The organism is Streptomyces sp. NPDC021020, from assembly GCF_044333285.1.
Taxonomy (GTDB): Bacteria; Actinomycetota; Actinomycetes; order Streptomycetales; family Streptomycetaceae; genus Actinacidiphila.
This window is the reverse complement of sequence record NZ_JBIRQQ010000004.1, coordinates 754,735-770,860: the sequence shown is the minus strand read 5'-3', so window position 1 is coordinate 770,860 and position 16,126 is coordinate 754,735. Positions and strand designations below refer to the sequence as shown.

Genomic DNA, 16,126 nt, shown 5'->3' with positions numbered 1-16,126 from the left:
CACAGAGGTACGCGACGGGGTATCAACATATCTGGCGTTGACTTTTGGCACGCTGTTGAGTTCTCAAGGAACGGAAGCTTCCTTCGAGACCGTTTTACCGGCCCCTCCGGGCTTTCCCTTCGTTGTGTTCCGACTCTATCAGAAGATTTCCGGTCGGAATTACCACCCGTTTTCCAAGCACACACGTTTCCGTGGGCCTCGTTCGGAGCGGTTGTGCCAACGTACTGGAGCGGGCCGCCGGATGCAAATCCGGCGGCCCGCTCGTGGTGGGGATGTTGACGGTCGGTCAGACCTCGACGACCACCGGGAGGATCATCGGACGGCGTCGGTAGGTGTCCGACACCCACTTGCCGACGGACCGTCTGATGAGCTGCTGGATCTGGCGGGTCTCCATCACGCCGTCCGAGGCGGAACGCGACAGGCCCTCCTCGATCTTCGGGATGACGGCGGCGAAGGCCTCGTCCTCGATACCGGAGCCCCGGGCGTGGATGTTCGGGCCGCCGACGATCTTGCCGGTGGTGCTGTCGACCACGACGAAGACCGAGACGATGCCCTCCTCGCCGAGAATCCTGCGGTCCTTGAGCGAGGACTCGGTGATGTCCCCGACCGAGAGCCCGTCGACGTACACGTACCCCGCTTGGACCTTGCCGGCGATTTTCGCCTCGCCTCCGACGAGGTCGACAGCGACCCCGTCCTCCGCGATGACCGTCCGGTTCTTGGGGATGCCGGTCAGCTGGCCCAGTTCGGCGTTGGCCCGCAGGTGGCGCCATTCGCCGTGGATCGGCATCAGATTGCGCGGCTTGCAGATGTTGTAGAAGTACAGCAGCTCGCCGGCCGACGCGTGGCCCGAGACGTGCACCTTGGCGTTGCCCTTGTGCACGACGTTGGCTCCCCATCGGGTGAGGCCGTTGATGACGCGGTACACCGCGTTCTCGTTGCCCGGGATGAGGGAGGAGGCGAGGACGACGGTGTCGCCCTCGACGATGCGGATCTGGTGGTCCCGGTTGGCCATCCGGGAGAGCGCGGCCATCGGCTCGCCCTGGGAGCCGGTGCAGACGAGGACCACCTTTTCGTCCGGCAGGTCGTCGAGCACCTTGACGTCGACGATGAGGCCGCCGGGGACCTTGAGGTAGCCGAGGTCACGGGCGATGCCCATGTTCCTGACCATGGAGCGGCCGACGAAGGCGACCTTGCGGCCGCGTTCGTGCGCCGCGTCGAGCACCTGCTGGATGCGGTGCACGTGGCTGGCGAAGCTGGCCACGATGATGCGCTTCTCGGCCTTGGCGAAGGTCTGGCGCAGCACCTGCGAGATGTCGCGCTCGGGCGGCACGAAGCCGGGGACCTCGGCGTTGGTGGAGTCGGCGAGCAGCAGGTCGATGCCCTCCTCGCCGAGCCTCGCGAAGGTGGGCAGGTCGGTGAGGCGGCCGTCCAGCGGGAGCTGGTCCATCTTGAAGTCGCCGGTGACGACGACCATGCCCGCAGGGGTGCGGATGGCGACGGCGAGGGCGTCCGGGATGGAGTGGTTGACGGCGACGAATTCGCAGTCGAAGGGGCCGATGCGCTCCCGGTCGCCTTCCTTCACCTCGAGGGCGTAGGGGCGGATGCGGTGCTCCTGGAGCTTGGCCTCGATCAGGGCGAGGGTGAGCTTGGAGCCGATGAGCGGGATGTCGTCCTTCTCCCTGAGCAGGAAGGGGACGGCACCGATGTGGTCCTCGTGGCCGTGGGTGAGGATCACGCCGACGACGTCGTCGAGGCGGTCCCTGATGGAGCTGAAGTCGGGAAGGATGAGGTCGACGCCCGGCTGCTCCTCTTCGGGGAAGAGGACGCCGCAGTCGACGATCAGCAGCTTGCCGCCGAATTCGAGGACGGTCATGTTGCGACCGATCTCACCGAGACCGCCGAGCGGCGTGATGCGCAGGCCGCCTTCGGCCAGCGGCCGCGGCGGGCCGAGTTCTGGATGCGGATGGCTCAAAGGTTTTCTCCCTGTCGCGCACGCCGAAAGGGCCTTCCTGGGCCGTGGCGTGCGGCACTGTGTGTGATCGTCATGCGTCCGACGCGCGGTGTACCGCTGTTCGGGTTCTGTCCCGGACGGTGCGGCCGCGGTCGGTTCCTGCGTATTCAGTTGTGAAGTCTGTGTTCAGAGGTGTACCCCGCCGGCGGCGAGATCCTTCCTGAGGCGTTCCGTGGCGTCCGGGTCCAGTTCGGTGAGCGGGAGCCGGAGCGGGCCTGCGGGCAGTCCGCGCAGCGCGAGGGCGGCCTTGGTGGTCATGACGCCCTGGGCGCGGAACATGCCGGTGAAGACGGGCAGCAGCCGCTGGTGGATCTCGGCGGCCTTGGCGACGTCGCCGTCGGTGTACGCGTCCAGCATCGCACGCAGCTCGGGCGTGACGAGGTGGCCGACGACCGAGACGAAGCCCACGGCGCCGATGGAGAGCAGCGGCAGGTTGAGCATGTCGTCGCCGGAGTACCAGGCGAGGCCGCTGCGGCTGAGGGCCCAGCCGGCGGCTCCGAGGTCGCCCTTGGCGTCCTTGTTGGCGACGATCCTGGGGTGCTCCGCCAGCCGGACGATCGTCTCGGTGTCCAGCGGGACGCCGCTGCGGCCGGGGATGTCGTAGAGCATCACGGGCAGGCCGGTGGCGTCGGCGATCGCGGTGAAGTGCCGGCGGAGGCCTTCCTGCGGGGGCTTGCTGTAGTACGGAGTGACGGTGAGCAGGCCGTGTGCGCCGGCCTGCTCGGCCTGGCGGGCCAGCTCGGTGCTGTGCCGGGTGTCGTTGGTGCCCACTCCGGCGACGACGGTGGCTCGGTCGCCGACGGCCTCCAGGACGGCCCGTACGAGCTGGGCTTTCTCCGTGTCGCTCGTGGTGGGCGACTCCCCGGTGGTGCCGTTGACGACGATGCCGTCGTTGCCCGCGTCCACCAGGTGGGTGGCGAGCTGCTGGGCGCCGGCGAGGTCGAGGTCGCCGTCCGCGGTGAACGGCGTGACCATTGCGGTCAGTACCCGCCCGAAGGGGGCCTTGGGGGTGGAGGTCGGAGCCATGGGTCCCACGCTACTCGGTGTGTACGGGAGCACGCAGCCACGGGACCTGCGCAAAGGACTCCGGCGGTGTCTGCTCGGGGGTTCAGGCACCGCCGGGGTCCGTTTCTGCAGCCTAGATGAACCTCACGAATGCCTGCAATCCGAACGCTTCGGACATTTGGCTACGGCGGTCGGGGCGACCCGGAGACTACGGGGCGACACGCCCGTTGGCGTTGAACGCCGCATGGGTGAGCGGCATGAGCCCGGCCCACGCCGCTTCCATCCGCTCCCCGACCATCTCGATCTCGCGCTGCGGGAAGGACGGCACCTTGGCCATCTCGTGCTGCGTACGCAGGCCGAGGAAGTGCATCAGCGACCGCGCGTTGCACGTGGCGTACATCGACGAGAACAGGCCGACCGGCAGGGTGGCGCGGGCCACCTCGCGGGCGATCCCGTCGGCGAGCATCGCCTGGTAGGCCGCGTAGGACTGCGCGTAGGACTCCTCCATGGCCGCCACCGTCTGCTTGTGCTGCTCAGGGGTGCCGTGGACGAACTCGTACTTGCCGGGACGGCCCTGCTGCACCAGCTTGCGGTCGGGTCCCGGTACGTAGAAGACGGGCTGCAGCTCGCGGTAGCGGCCGGACTCCTCGTTGTAGGACCAGCCGACGCGGTGCCGCATGAACTCGCGGAAGACGAAGATCGGGGCGCTGACGAAGAACGTCATCGAGTTGTGCTCGAAGGGGCTGCCGTGGCGATCCCGCATCAGGTAGTTGATCAGGCCCTTGGAGCGCTCGGGGTCCTTGCTCAGCTCGTCGAGGGACTGCTCGCCCGCGGTGGAGACCCGGGCCGCCCACAGGACGTCGGAGTCCGACGCGCTGTGCTTGATCAGTTCGACGGTCACGTCGTCCCGGAACTCGACGGGGGTTGCCGGAGCGCTGGTGGGGGCCCCGTCGGGGAGATCGGTCGGCACCGGTGGTGTCCTTCCTGTGGGCGGCATTGCGGCGACCAGCCTAGGTGGTGGGTACGACAGCCGACCGCCGCCGGTCGGCCCACCCGAAGTGGCCGAGTCAGCTTTCGGCGGCTAGCCTCACCCGTCAGAGTGCACCCGCCCGTCCCACCGGAACCCGAAGAGGATCCTCCGCGTGTCCCTGCCCTACACCTCCGCGACCGCCGAAGCCGACGACCTCGGGGCGGGCCGCCCGCTGCCGCATCTCGACCAGGACCGCTGGATGCGCCCCTACGGCCCCGGCCCCTGGCGGGTCGGGACGGCGGCGCTGGCCCTGATGCTCGCGGCCTACCTGCTCTTCGCCGCGCTGATCATGGTGGCCGCGCAGAACACCCGGGGCGGTGCGCTGTGCCTGGCCGTGGCCCTGCTCGTGATCATGGCGGCGCTGCGGATGCTGCGGGTCGGCCTGTGGGTCAGCGGCCGGGGGCTGCGCCAGACGAGCTTCTTCAGCACCGTGACCGTGCCCTGGCGCAAGATCGCCGCGGTGCGCACGGCCCAGCAGCCGGTGAAGGTGCTGGGGCTGCCGCGTACCGTCCAGGGGCAGGCGCTGATCATCACCCGCAAGAGCGGCGACCCGCTGCGCCCGCAGCTCACCGACCACAACGCGGACTTCCTCGGTCGGGTCGAGGCCTTCGACCTGGCCGCCGACGCGATCGAGGGCTGGGCCGCGGAACTGCTCTGACGCCCCTGTGGGCGGGGCGTGCGGCCCCGCCACGGGTCAGCGTGGCGGCTTGCCGTCGTGCAGGGCGATGGCCCGCTGCATGGCCTTACGCGCCCTCGGCGTGTCGCGGGCGTCGAAGTAGGCGACGGCCAGCCGGAACCATGTGCGCCAGTCGTCCGGCGCCGCCTCCGTCTCGGCCTGCCGGCGTGCGAAGACCGCGTCGGCGGCGTCACGGTCGATCCGGCCGCTGGGCGTACGGGCCAGGTCGTCGACCGGCAGGCCGCCCTCGGCCTCCAGTTCGCGGCCGAGCCGCCCGGCGTTGCGGGCGAACTGCGTCGTCTGCCACAGGAACCAGGCGCCGATCAGCGGCAGCACCAGCACGGCGAGGCCGAAGGCGACCGTGACCGGGCGGCCGTCGGCGATGAGCAGCACCCCGCGGTCGCCGACCAGTACGAAGTAGAAGACCAGCGCGAGAGCCGAGACGGTGTAGCTGAGTCGGGCGCGCATGCCTCAGGCTCCCCGGCCGTCCGGCTCGGTGCCGTCCAGGAAGTGCTCCAGGCCGTACGTCAGGCCGGGTACGCCGGGGACGGTGCGGGCGGCGAGCAGGATGCCCGGCATGAAGCTGCTGTGGTGCAGCGAGTCGTGCCGGATGGTCAGCGTCTCGCCGGTGCCGCCGAACAGCACCTCCTGGTGGGCGAGCAGGCCGCGCAGCCGTACCGAGTGCACGGGCACGCCGTCGACCGCGGCGCCGCGAGCGCCCTCCAGGCCGTGGGTGGTCGGGTCGTGCTGCGGGGCGAGCCCGGCCTCGGTGCGGGCGGCGCCGATCAGCTGGGCGGTGCGGGTCGCGGTGCCGCTGGGGGCGTCGGCCTTGTTGTCGTGGTGCAGCTCGATGACCTCGGCGGAGTCGAACCAGCGGGCGGCCTGCCGGGCGAACTGCATGGTCAGAACGGCGCCGATGGAGAAGTTCGGTGCGACGAGGGCGCCCGTGCCAGGCGCGGCGGCCAGCCACTCGCGCAGCCGGTCCAGGCGCTCCTCGGTCCAGCCGGTGGTGCCGACGACGGCGTGGATGCCGTGCCCGACGCAGAATTCCAGGTTGCCCATGACCGAGTCGGGATGGGTCAGTTCCACGACGACCTGCGCGCCGGCCTCGGTCAGCGCCTCCAGCGGGTCGTCGCGGTCGATCGCGGCGACCAGGTCGAGGTCGTCGGCGCCCTCGACGGCGGCGGCCGCAGCCGAGCCGATACGGCCCTTGGCGCCGATGACGGCCACACGGAGCTTGCTCATCGTTCTGGGGTCCTCCAGGTCTGCGTACGGCGGCGCGTACGGGGCGAGCGGGGTCGGGTGCGGGGGCGCGCGGCGGCACCGGGCCGACCGCGCGCCGGCGGTCAGGCGACGGCTTCGTGCAGGCGGGCGGCCTGCTTCTGCTTGAGCGGGCCGATGACGGCGAGCGACGGGCGCTGCCCGAGGACGTCACGGGCGACCGCGCGCACCTCGTCGGGGGTGACGGCGGCGATCCGCGCCAGCAGGTCGTCGACCGAGAGCTGGTCGCCCCAGCACAGCTCGCTCTTGCCGATGCGGTTCATGAGCGCGCCGGTGTCCTCCAGGCCGAGCACGGTGGAGCCCGCGAGCTGGCCGATGGCGCGGCGCAGCTCCTCGTCGGTCAACCCGTGCTCGGCGACCTGGTGGAGCTCGTCCCGGCAGATCTTGAGCACCTCGGGCACGCGGGACGGCTGGCAGCCCGCGTACACCCCGAACAGACCGCAGTCGGCAAAGGAGGAGGTGTAGGAGTAGACCGAGTAGGCGAGCCCGCGCTTCTCCCTGACCTCCTGGAAGAGCCGCGAGCTCATGCCGCCGCCGAGGGCGGTGTTGAGCACGCTGAGCGCCCAGCGCCGGTCGTCGGTGCGGGACAGGCCCGGCATGCCGAGCACGACATGGGCCTGCTCGGTGCGCCGGTCGAGGACTTCCACGGCGCCTGCGGTGCGCAGCGTACGGCTGCCGCCGCGCGGGGCCTGCGGCACCGCGTCCGGGTCGCGCAGCGCGCCGGCCCGTTCGAAGGCGCGGCGGACCTGGCGTACGACGCTCGCGTGGTCGATGTTGCCGGCGGCTGCCACCACGAGGCGGGTGGGGTCGTAGTGCCGGCGGTAGAAGCGGGCGACCTGGTCACGGGTGAGGGCGTTGATCGTCTCGACGGTGCCCAGCACGGGGCGGCCGAGCGGGGTGTCGCCGAGCATCGCACCGCAGAACAGGTCGTGCACCTGGTCGCCAGGGTCGTCCTCGGTCATCGCGATCTCCTCGAGGACCACACCGCGCTCGGCGTCGATGTCCTCCTGGCGGATCAGCGAGCCCGTGAGCATGTCGCACACCACGTCGACGGCCAGCGGCAGGTCGGTGTCGAGCACCCTGGCGTAGTAGCAGGTGTACTCCTTGGCGGTGAACGCGTTCATCTCGCCGCCGACCGCGTCGACGGCGGCGGAGATGTCCAGCGCGCTGCGCCGTTCGGTGCCCTTGAAGAGCAGGTGCTCCAGGTAGTGCGTGGCACCGCTCAGCGCCGGGGTCTCGTCGCGGGAGCCGACGGCCGCCCAGATGCCGAAGGTGGCGGAGCGGACGGTGGGCAGCGTCTCGGTGACGACCCGCAGGCCGCCCGGCAGCACGCTGCGGCGTACGGTGCCGACGCCGTCGGTGCCGGGCAGCAGGGTCCGCGTGCGGACGGCCCGCCCCTTGGTGGAGGGGCGGGCCGTCACGGCGGTGGAGCGGGTCGTCACTGGGCCGACTCGTCCTTCGCGTCCTGGCTGTCGCCGTCCTCGCCCTCGATCACGGGGACGAGCGAGAGCTTGCCGCGCTGGTCGATCTCGGCGATCTCGACCTGCACCTTGGTGCCGACGCCGAGGACGTCCTCGACGTTCTCCACGCGCTTTCCGCCGGCGAGCTTGCGGATCTGCGAGATGTGCAGCAGACCGTCCTTGCCGGGCATGAGCGACACGAAGGCGCCGAAGGTGGTGGTCTTCACGACCGTGCCCAGGTAGCGCTCGCCGACCTCGGGCATGGTCGGGTTGGCGATCTGGTTGATCATCGTGCGGGCGGCCTCGGCCTGCGAGCCCTCCGTCGCACCGATCAGGACCGTGCCGTCGTCCTCGATGGAGATGTCGGCGCCGGTGTCCTCCTGGATCTGGTTGATCATCTTGCCCTTGGGGCCGATGACCTCGCCGATCTTGTCCACCGGGATCTTGATGCTGATGATCCGCGGCGCGTTCGGGGACATCTCGTCCGGGGAGTCGATGGCCTCCATCATCACGTCGAGGATGTGCAGCCGGGCGTCGCGGGCCTGCTTGAGGGCCGCGGCCAGGACGGACGCCGGGATGCCGTCGAGCTTGGTGTCCAGCTGGAGGGCGGTCACGAAGTCCTTGGTGCCGGCGACCTTGAAGTCCATGTCGCCGAAGGCGTCCTCGGCACCGAGGATGTCGGTCAGCGCCACGTAGTGCGTCTCGCCCTCGATCTCCTGCGAGATCAGGCCCATGGCGATACCGGCGACCGGGGCCTTGAGCGGCACACCGGCGTTCAGCAGCGACATGGTGGAGGCGCACACCGAGCCCATGGACGTCGAGCCGTTGGAGCCCAGCGCCTCGGAGACCTGCCGGATCGCGTAGGGGAATTCCTCACGCGTCGGCAGCACCGGCAGCAGGGCGCGCTCGGCGAGCGCGCCGTGGCCGATCTCGCGGCGCTTCGGCGAGCCGACGCGGCCGGTCTCGCCGACGGAGTACGGCGGGAAGTTGTAGTTGTGCATGTACCGCTTGCGCGTCTCGGGCGCGAGCGTGTCCAGCTGCTGCTCCATGCGCAGCATGTTCAGCGTGGTGACGCCCAGGATCTGGGTCTCGCCGCGCTCGAACAGGGCCGAGCCGTGCACCCGCGGGATCGCCTCGACCTCGGCGGCCAGGGTGCGGATGTCGGTGACGCCGCGGCCGTCGATGCGGACCTTGTCGCGGATGACGCGCTGGCGGACCAGCTTCTTGGTCAGCGAGCGGTAGGCCGCGGAGATCTCCTTCTCGCGGCCCTCGAACTGCGGCAGCAGCTTCTCGGCGGCCAGGCCCTTGACACGGTCCAGCTCGGCCTCGCGGGCCTGCTTGCCGGCAATGGTCAGCGCCTGCGCCAGCTCGTCGGTGACGGCGGCCTCGAGGGCGCTGAAGACGTCCTCCTCGTACTCGAGGAAGACCGGGAACTCACCGGTCGGCTTGGCGGCCTTGGCGGCCAGCTCGGACTGCGCCTTGCACAGCACCTTGATGAACGGCTTGGAGGCGTCCAGGCCGGCCGCGACGACCTCCTCGGTCGGCGCCTCCGCGCCGCCCTCCACGAGCTTGATGGTGCGCTCGGTGGCCTCGGCCTCGACCATCATGATCGCGACGTCGCCGTCGTCGAGCACCCGGCCGGCGACGACCATGTCGAAGACGGCCTCCTCCAGCTCGCTGTGCGTCGGGAAAGCCACCCACTGGCCGCGGATCAGCGCGACGCGGACGCCGCCGATCGGGCCGGAGAAGGGCAGGCCGGCCAGCTGCGTGGAGCAGGAGGCGGCGTTGATCGCGACCACGTCGTAGAGGTGGTCGGGGTTGAGCGCCATGACGGTGGCGACGATCTGGATCTCGTTGCGCAGGCCCTTGACGAAGGACGGGCGCAGCGGGCGGTCGATCAGCCGGCAGGTCAGGATGGCGTCCTCGGAGGGGCGGCCCTCGCGGCGGAAGAACGAGCCGGGGATGCGGCCGGCCGCGTACATGCGCTCCTCGACGTCCACCGTGAGGGGGAAGAAGTCGAAGTGCTCCTTGGGCTGCTTGGAGGCGCTGGTGGCCGACAGCACCATGGTGTCGTCGTCCAGATAGGCCACGGCGGAGCCGGCGGCCTGACGGGCCAGCCGGCCCGTCTCGAAGCGGATGGTGCGGGTGCCGAAGGATCCGTTGTCGATAACGGCTTCGGCGTAGTGGGTCTCGTTCTCCACTATGGGGATTCTCCTCGTCCTCGCCCGCAGGGCGTCTCCCGGCGGGCCATCGGTGGAGGGGCGTCCTGCCGGGGCCGGTCTTCGATCGAAGCCGCCGGGGGTGCAACCACCCGGAGGCCACTACCGAGGACCGGCAGCTGCGGCGGATAGGAGGACGCTCCTCCTCATACGTTGTCAACAGCAGTCAACAGCACCATTGCATCAGACGACGCACGTATCGCGCACGTCCTGTGGGCGATACGTGGCCGACCTCGTGCAAGACGGTTGCGTGACCGGTGCACCGTGCCGGTGCATATGGCAAAGGGAGCGGCCCCGTCCGACGGGAACCGCTCCCCTGCACGCGTCCTAGCGAACGCCCGCCGCACCGGCACGGATGCCGAGGCGCTCGCGGAGCTCACGGAAGCGCGTGATGTCCTTCTTGGCCAGGTACTGCAGCAGGCGGCGGCGCTGGCCGACCAGGATGAGCAGACCGCGGCGCGAGTGGTGGTCGTGCTTGTGGGTCTTGAGGTGCTCGGTCAGGTCCGAGATGCGCCGCGAGAGCAGCGCGACCTGGACCTCGGGGGAGCCGGTGTCGCCTTCCTTGGTGCCGAACTCGGCGATGATCTGCTTCTTCGTTTCGACGTCGAGCGCCATACGGACTCCTCCAGGGTTTGTCTGCCGGCGAGCGCCCCGGTCTTCTTCGCGGGGAATTCTCACGTGACTCGCACGGCTCTTGGTCACCCGGTGTCAGCACACAGGTGACCGTCACCTAGAGTACCAGCCGGTCGCCGCGCGTTTTACCGCGGGTCACCCGGTCGAACGGTGGCACAGGGTGCCCGGTCGTACATCGGTCCGTACGACGGTACGACCGGCCTGGGCGCGCAACCGTACCGGGCCTCCCCGCTCAGCCGCCACCCAGCCCGCGCACCGCGCCGTACGTCCCGAGCACCGCCAGGCACAGCGGGACCAGCGTCAGGAGCACGGCGCCCTCGACGATCTCCAGGCACCGGCCCCAGAACGGGGACACTCCCCGGGCCGGCACCGTCAGGCCGACCGTGATCAGCGCCCCGGCGCCGGCCGCAACGGCGCCGGGCAGCCACAGGACGCGCAGGCCGGGCGCGCCGCCGGCCGGTGCGGACCCGGCGACGGTCAGTGCCAGCGCTGCGACGCCGGCCGCGAGCAGCGACGCGACCTGCGCGGTGCGGCGGAAGAGCCGGGCGCGCAGCAGGGCGGCGAGCCCGGCGGCCGCGGCGAGCAGCTGGGCGGGGACGGCCCCGGAGCGGCCGAGGACGGCGGCCGCACCAACCAGGGCGGCCGCGCAGCCGCCGACCAGGCCCAGGAGGAGTTCGTGGCCGCGGCGTGCCCGGGCGGCGAGCGCCTCGTAGTCGACGGTCGGCTCGGGGTCGCGCCGGTCGGCGCGGTGCTCGGCGTCCCGGTCCGTGGAGGGTGCTGGGGCGTCGAAGCCGATCGGCAGCCGGGCCAGGCGCGCGGACCAGCCGGGCAGGAAGCCGACCAGCCCGATCGCGGCGACGGCCACGACCGAGGCTCCCTGCCTCGGAGCCGCGTCCGTGACGACGGCTCCGTACGCGGCCACGGTCCCGGCGGCGGCCAGGACGGCGGACGCGACGAACGGCGCGTCCCCGGCCGGCAGGACCGCGACGAGGACCGCCGAGGCCAGCAGTACGGTCACGCAGCCCGCCAGGAGCTGCAGCCGCCCCGCTCCGTGCCCGGCGGTCGGCGCGACGATGCCGGACCCGGCGACCAGCAGGTGCGGCAGCGCGGCGAGGCCCAGCGCCACGGCTGCGGTGCGGTCGCTGTAGATCCGGGCCCGTACGGCGGCGAATGCGGCCAGTGCGGTTCCCATCACCGCGGCCACGATGCCCGGAAGGCCGTGCATGTCGTGCCGCACCGGGTCGGCCTGCCACAGCACCCAGCAGACCGCCGCCATGAGCACGGCCCCGCCGGTCAGCCCGGCGGGGCGCATCATGCCGCCGGTCCAGCAGCGGCGGTCGTGCGCCACGGCGGTGGACAGCGCGTCGGCGACGTCGTCGTGGACGGCGGGCGGCAACGACGTGGCCATGGCGCGCACAAGGATGAATTCACCGTCCAGGACGCGCTGGGCGGACAGCGACAGGGCGGGATCGAGCGGCGCGCCGTCGCGGCGGACGAGGTGGTAGCCGGGCGGTTCCGCGGCGTCCTGCGACTGGCCGGACAGCCGCAGGATGTCGGGGCGCAGGTCCGCGACAGGCAGGTCGTCGGGAAGGGCCACGTCGGTCCTGCGGTCCGGCGCCACGATCGTGACGCGGCAGAATCCCGCGGACCGCGACTCGGGGGCGGTGGCCGGCGGGGCGTCCTCGCGTGCGCGGCTCTGCGCGGGAATGTCCGGCGCCTGCCGCATGGCAGTCGAGTGACGAAGAGTGTCCATATGATTGCCCTCCGTAGCGTCAGCGGCGGCAATGTACCAGCCGCGACGACGACTCCCTGGGGGCGGGCACATCCGTGAGTTCGGTCATCGTCAAACGCCCGGTGCGTGTGCGGCCGCCCGACGTGCCCTCCGGGGAGGTCCGCCTCGCGCCGCCGCCGGAACTCCGGCGCGGCCAGGAGCAGGGCCTGGTGGTCGTGCTGCTGCCGCTCCTGGCGATGGGCGGCTCGGCGGCGTATTTCTTCATGCCGGGATCGCAGCCGGTGATGAAGGTGATGGGCGGTCTGATGCTCGCGTCGGCGGTCGCCCTGGGTGCCGCCCAGCTCGTGCGGGCCCGGCAGGGCGCGAGCGGGCACATGGCCGACAGCCGCCGCGACTATCTCGCCTATCTGGCCCGGCAGCGCCATACCGTCCGCCGCACCGCAGACCGGCAGCGCAGCGGCAGGCTCCACACGCATCCCGATCCGGACCAGCTGTGGGCACTGGTGGCCGAAGGCCGGCGGGTGTGGGAGCGCCGGCCCGGCGACGACGACTTCGGGCAGGTGCGGATCGGGCTCGCGCCGCAGCAGCTGGCGACCCCGCTGGTCGTGCCGGACACCGCGCCGGTGGACCGGCTGGAGCCGCTGACCGCGCAGGCCCTGCGGAGTTTCTTCGCCGTGTACGGGACGGTCGAGGATCTGCCGCTCGCGGTGTCGCTGCGGGCCTTCTCCCACGTGGTGCTGACCGGCAACACGGGCGCAGTCCGCGGGCTGGCCCGGGCGGCGGTGGCGCAGTTGGCCGCGCTGCACTCGCCCGCCGACCTGGTGCTGGGTGTCACCGCGTCCTCTGCGGCGCTGCCCGCGTGGGAGTGGGTCAAGTGGCTGCCGCACGCGCAGTCGCAGGCCGCGGTGGACGGCGCCGGAGCCCGGCGCCTGGTGGCGGGCGAGGCCGGGGAGCTGGCGGAGTTGCTGCGCCCTGCGCTTGAGGACCGCCCGCGCTTCCAGCGGGACGCGGCGCCGCTGCTCGACCGGCCGCACGTGGTTGTCCTCCTCGACGGCGGCGCCGTCCCCCCGGCCGCCGCCGAGGGGCTGCTGGGCGTGACGCTCGTGGAGCTGGCGCCGGGCGGGAGCGACGAGCCGCGCGGTGATCTGTGGGTGCGCTGCACGGCCGGGGAGATGCTGCTGCGCTCGTCCGCGGGCCATGTCTACCGGGGCACACCGGACGCGCTGCGTGAGGCGGAGGCCGAGGCGCTGGCCCGCGGGCTCGCCCCGCTGCGGCCCGCGGACGGGGGCGACGGCGAACCGCTGCTGTCCGATCCGGCCTTCACCGACCTGACGGGCATCGGCGACGCGGGCTCCTTCGACGCGGCCCGCGGGTGGGCGCCGCGCGGCCGGCCGGAACGGCTGCGGGTGCCGGTCGGCGTGGGCGAGGACGGCGAGCCCGTGCACCTGGATCTGAAGGAGGCCGCTCAGGAGGGCATGGGCCCGCACGGCCTGTGCGTGGGGGCCACCGGCTCGGGCAAGTCGGAACTGCTGCGCACCCTGGTGCTGGGCCTGGCCGTCACCCACTCCCCCGAGACGTTGAACTTCGTCCTCGCCGATTTCAAGGGCGGAGCGACGTTCGCGGGTATGAGCGCGCTTCCGCACGTGTCGGCCGTCATCACCAACCTGGCGGACGACCTGGCCATGGTCGACCGCATGCGGGACGCGATCACCGGGGAATTGCAGCGTCGGCAGGAGCTGCTGAAAACCGCCGGCAATTACCCGGGCGTCCACGACTACGAGCGCGCCCGGGTCGCGGGCGCCGCCCTGCGGCCGCTGGCGAGCCTGGTGCTGGTCATCGACGAATTCAGCGAGCTTCTGGCGGCCAGGCCGGAGTTCATCGACATGTTCCTCCAGATCGGCCGCATCGGCCGGTCGCTCGGAGTGCATCTGCTGCTCGCCTCGCAGCGGCTGGAGGAGGGCCGGCTGCGCGGCCTGGACACGTACCTGTCCTACCGGATCGCGCTGCGGACGTTCTCCGTGTCGGAATCGCGCGCGGCCCTCGGTGTGCCGGACGCGTACCACCTGCCGCCGGTGCCGGGCTCGGCCTGTCTGAAGACCGGCACCGGCGACATCATCCGCTTCAAGGCCGCGTACGTGTCGGGCCCTTACCGCGGCGGCCTGCCCGCCGCCGGTTCGGCAGGGGGGCGCCGGGCCGCGCTGTTCACCGCCGCGCACGTGCCCGTGAGCGGGCCTGTCGCGCCGCCGGAAGGACAGCCGGCCGGGGCCTTGGCGGACACCGTGCTGGACGTCCTCGTCCGCCGTCTCACCGGACGCGGACCCGCGGCGCACCGGGTGTGGCTGCCGCCGCTGGGCGCGGCGCCGAGCCTGGACGGGCTGGTGCCGCTCAGCGGGTCCGAGCGGGGGGCGCTGGGCGGCGGCGGGGCGCTGCGGGCGCCGGTGGGTGTCGTGGACAAGCCGTTCGAGCAGCGGCGGGACCCGCTGGTACTGGACTTCGCCGGCGCGGCGGGCCACGGCCTGGTCGTCGGTGGTCCGCGCAGCGGAAAATCGACGCTGCTGCGGACCCTGGTGGCGTCCTTGGCGCTGACGCACACCCCGCAGGAAGTGCAGTTCTACTGCCTGGACTTCGGCGGCGGCACGCTGCGCTCCGTGGCCGGACTCGCACATGTCGGCGGTGTCGCGGGGCGGCTGGAGACGGACCATGTGCGGCGCACGGTCGCCGAGGCCGCCGGTGTGCTAGCCCGCCGGGAAGAGCTCTTCCGCAGCCGCGGCATCGACACCATGGCGTCGTACCGCGCGCTGCGGGCGGCCGGCGAGCTGCCGGGTGAGCGCTGGGGCGATGTCTTCCTGCTGGTCGACGGCTGGGGCGCCTTCCGGCAGGAGCACGAGCACCTGGAGCCGGTCGTCGCGGACATCGCCGCCCGCGGTCTCGGCTTCGGCGTGCACCTGGTGCTCACCGCGTCACGCCATCTGGAAGTCCGCGCGGCGCTGAAGGACCAGCTGCTCAACCGCCTGGAGTTCCGGCTCGGCGACGCCATGGACTCCGAGATGGACCGCAAGGCGGCTGCGAACGTCCCGCCCGGTGCGCCCGGCCGCGGCATCATCCCTGGCGGGCTGCATTTCCTGGCCGGCCTGCCGCGTATCGACGGCCGCCAGGACACGTCGGACCTCGCCGAAGGCACAGCGGCCCTCGTCACGGCGGTGAACGACGCGTGGAAGGGCGAGCCCGCCCCGGCCGTCCGGATGCTGCCGCGCCTGTTGCCCGCGGCGCAATTGCCGGGCGGTGCCGCGCTCCCCGGGCACGGGGTGGCGATCGGCGTGGACGAGACGGCGCTGGCGCCGGTCCTCGTCGACTTCGACTCCGACCCGCTCCTGGTCGTGATCGGCGACGGCGAATCCGGCAAGACGGCCGTGCTGCGGCACATCGCCCGGCAATTGAGCCGCCGCTACTCGCCGCAGGAGGCCAGGCTGGTCGTCACCGATTACCGGCGCACCCTGCTCGGTGCGCTGCCCGAGAGCCACCTGGTGGAGTACATCACCGGGCCTGCCGCCCTGGAGACGCACATGGCCGCCGTCGCCACGCTCGTCCAGCGGCGCATGCCCGGCCCTGATGTGACGCCGCGGCAATTGCGCGACCGCAACTGGTGGACCGGCCCGCGGCTCTTCGTGCTGATCGACGACTACGAACTGGTCGCCTCGGGCGGGAGCCCGCTGGCAGGCCTCGTGGACGTGCTGCCGTTCGCGCGCGACGTGGGCCTGCGCTTCGTCCTGGCCCGCGCCGCGGGCGGGGCCGGACGCGCGATGTACGAGCCGTTCGTGCAGCGGGCCAAGGAGCTGGGAGCGCAGGCGCTCGTCCTGTCCGGCGACCCCGACGAGGGTGAACTGCTGGGCGGCATCCGGCCGCGCCGGATGCCGCCCGGGCGGGCGCTCTTCGCCGGGCGGCGGGGTGGCACGCGGCTGGTCCAGCTGGCGTGGGATCCGGAGTGAGCGGCCGGCCTGTGGACAACCGGATTCGACGAATGGCGACTTACTGCTACCATTTGATTACTGAGAGTGGTTGATCGGTTCGGGCTCAGGACT

General features: G+C 71.9%; 11 protein-coding genes. 2 read left to right on the top strand and 9 right to left on the bottom strand.

The window, feature by feature from the left end; translation table 11 throughout:
* Positions 1–286: 286 nt before the first annotated feature.
* The 3 genes from ACH4SL_RS15110 to thyX all read right to left on the bottom strand — a co-directional run bounded on the left by ACH4SL_RS15110 (position 287) and on the right by thyX (position 4,013).
* A complete protein-coding gene (locus ACH4SL_RS15110; RefSeq protein WP_398445282.1) occupies positions 287–1,972 on the bottom strand; it encodes a ribonuclease J in 1,686 nt (561 codons plus the stop codon).
* 165 nt (positions 1,973–2,137) lie between these two features.
* Entirely contained in the window at positions 2,138–3,037 is a 900-nt protein-coding gene (gene dapA, locus ACH4SL_RS15105) for a 4-hydroxy-tetrahydrodipicolinate synthase (RefSeq protein WP_398445280.1), read from the bottom strand.
* 187 nt (positions 3,038–3,224) lie between these two features.
* Positions 3,225–4,013: an FAD-dependent thymidylate synthase gene (gene thyX, locus ACH4SL_RS15100; protein ID WP_398445278.1), complete on the bottom strand. Its 789-nt coding sequence runs from the start codon at positions 4,011–4,013 to the stop codon at positions 3,225–3,227.
* Positions 4,014–4,158: 145 nt separating this feature from the next.
* Here thyX and ACH4SL_RS15095 point away from each other — a divergent pair, with 145 nt between their 5' ends.
* Positions 4,159–4,704: a hypothetical protein gene (locus ACH4SL_RS15095; protein ID WP_398445276.1), complete on the top strand. Its 546-nt coding sequence runs from the start codon at positions 4,159–4,161 to the stop codon at positions 4,702–4,704.
* A 36-nt stretch (positions 4,705–4,740) separates the two neighbouring features.
* On the opposite strand, the gene ACH4SL_RS15090 is transcribed toward ACH4SL_RS15095, so the two are convergent.
* The 6 genes from ACH4SL_RS15090 to eccD all read right to left on the bottom strand — a co-directional run bounded on the left by ACH4SL_RS15090 (position 4,741) and on the right by eccD (position 12,068).
* On the bottom strand, positions 4,741–5,190 hold the full coding sequence (locus ACH4SL_RS15090; RefSeq protein WP_398445274.1) for a hypothetical protein: 450 nt from the start codon (positions 5,188–5,190) through the stop codon (positions 4,741–4,743).
* 3 nt (positions 5,191–5,193) lie between these two features.
* Entirely contained in the window at positions 5,194–5,967 is a 774-nt protein-coding gene (gene dapB, locus ACH4SL_RS15085; protein WP_398445272.1) for a 4-hydroxy-tetrahydrodipicolinate reductase, read from the bottom strand.
* Between the two features lie 101 nt (positions 5,968–6,068).
* On the bottom strand, positions 6,069–7,445 hold the full coding sequence (locus ACH4SL_RS15080) for a M16 family metallopeptidase (RefSeq protein ID WP_398445269.1): 1,377 nt from the start codon (positions 7,443–7,445) through the stop codon (positions 6,069–6,071).
* Entirely contained in the window at positions 7,442–9,664 is a 2,223-nt protein-coding gene (locus ACH4SL_RS15075; RefSeq protein ID WP_398445267.1) for a polyribonucleotide nucleotidyltransferase, read from the bottom strand. The genes ACH4SL_RS15080 and ACH4SL_RS15075 overlap by 4 nt, the downstream gene beginning before the upstream one ends.
* A 345-nt stretch (positions 9,665–10,009) precedes the next feature.
* Entirely contained in the window at positions 10,010–10,297 is a 288-nt protein-coding gene (rpsO, locus tag ACH4SL_RS15070; RefSeq protein ID WP_031521677.1) for a 30S ribosomal protein S15, read from the bottom strand.
* Between the two features lie 250 nt (positions 10,298–10,547).
* A complete protein-coding gene (eccD, locus tag ACH4SL_RS15065; protein ID WP_398445265.1) occupies positions 10,548–12,068 on the bottom strand; it encodes a type VII secretion integral membrane protein EccD in 1,521 nt (506 codons plus the stop codon).
* Positions 12,069–12,142: 74 nt separating this feature from the next.
* On the opposite strand from eccD, the gene eccCa reads away from it, so the two are divergent.
* Entirely contained in the window at positions 12,143–16,033 is a 3,891-nt protein-coding gene (gene eccCa, locus ACH4SL_RS15060; protein ID WP_398445263.1) for a type VII secretion protein EccCa, read from the top strand.
* Positions 16,034–16,126 lie beyond the last annotated feature (93 nt).